This window comes from Caballeronia sp. M23-90, assembly GCF_053574605.1.
Genome location: NZ_JBSIPA010000805.1, coordinates 1 through 1,413, shown reverse-complemented (window position 1 = coordinate 1,413; position 1,413 = coordinate 1). Strand labels below are relative to the sequence as shown.

Here is a 1,413-nt window from a genome sequence, read left to right as displayed (position 1 = left end):
TCGCGGTAGTCCATGCCATAGCGCATCGCGTTATAAAACAGAACAGCGATCTTGCGCGCCGTCGCAGTCACGGCCTTGGCGTTACCAATTCGGCCGGCAAGGCGCCGGTAGAATGCGCCAAGCGCGGTATTGCTTCTTCCAACGGTCACCGCCGCAAGCCTGAGTGCGACTGTGATGCGGCTGCTGGTTTTGCGCGTGTGCGATGACAGTACTTTGCCACCGCTGATCTTGCAGCCCGGCGCAAGCGTGAGCCATGAAGTAAAGTGCTTGGCGGTTGGCCATCGGCTCAAGTCCGTTCCACATTCGCCAATCAGGCGCAGTGCAAGGAACGGGCCGATGCCGTGAATTTGCGTAAGGTCGGTCCCCGCCAACTGGTACATAGCCGTGCGTACATCGAAGTTGGGATCGCTGGGCATCTTGTTGCGATGTTTCGCCTTCGGCAGCGGTGCTTCCGGAAACGAGTGAGCGATATTGAGAATCGCGACAGCACGTTCGATCTCAACATCGCACTCATCGATGCACTGTTGGTAAAAATCGTAGAGCGCAAGCGCCTGTTTCAAGGCGAATACGTGCTCGGGCTGGTAGTTGCCCACCAGCGCATTTCGAATGGTCTCAAGGTTTTCCTTGCAGCGCACGTCGCGCATTGCCGCCAGCCTGTCTGGATCGCGTTCACCGGCGACGATCGCGCGGATGATGCGCATTCCTGTGACACCTGTGATAGTCGCGATCACGTGATGCAGTTGGATATTCATGAAGGTCAGCGCCTTCTGCATATGCTGGATATGCGCGGCGGCATAGTCGGTATGCTTTTCGCGGCAACGCAAGTATGCGCGTAGTTCCGCGATGTCGCGCCCAGGCCGGAAACTTGCCCGTAGCAACCCGCACGCGTGCAGCCGCTGCAACCATTGCGCATCGTTGACGTCGCTCTTCCTTCCGGGGACTGCGCGCGCCTCGCGTGCGTTGGCAAGAATGACTTCAAGGCCCCGAGACTCCAACACCTCGTAGGCGGCGACCCAGTACACGCCGGTCGATTCCATCACGACCGTCTTTGTACCGGTCGCGACGAGCCAGTCGGCCATGCGTTGCAAATCGCCGGTAAATGCCTGGAATGTCTGCACCGGCTCGTCGCACAGATCTGGACTCACGGCAACAACGTGGAACCGTGAACCGATATCGATGCCGGCTGCAAACGGATGAATGATCGGCAACCCTGAGGGCTTGGATCGTGTTCGGTCTTTTGACATCACCCACCTCCTGGATAATCAGGCGCAGGACGGGGACTCGGAATAAATCAATTTCCTAAACGGGGTCGTCCGAAGACGCCGCCACAGATGAGTCCGCAGCTTCCCCTGGGCCAGGTTTTTTGACGGGGTCGAGACCTCCAAGAAGCATACGGCCACTGTCTCTGCGCGC

At 58.6% G+C, this 1,413-nt stretch carries 1 protein-coding gene; it reads right to left on the bottom strand.

Translation table 11 applies throughout. The features are described from left to right. A partial coding sequence (locus ACRXB1_RS36005; protein WP_449494771.1) for an IS110 family transposase occupies nucleotides 1-1,244 on the bottom strand: 1,244 nt, incomplete at its 3' end. Nucleotides 1,245-1,413 lie beyond the last annotated feature (169 nt).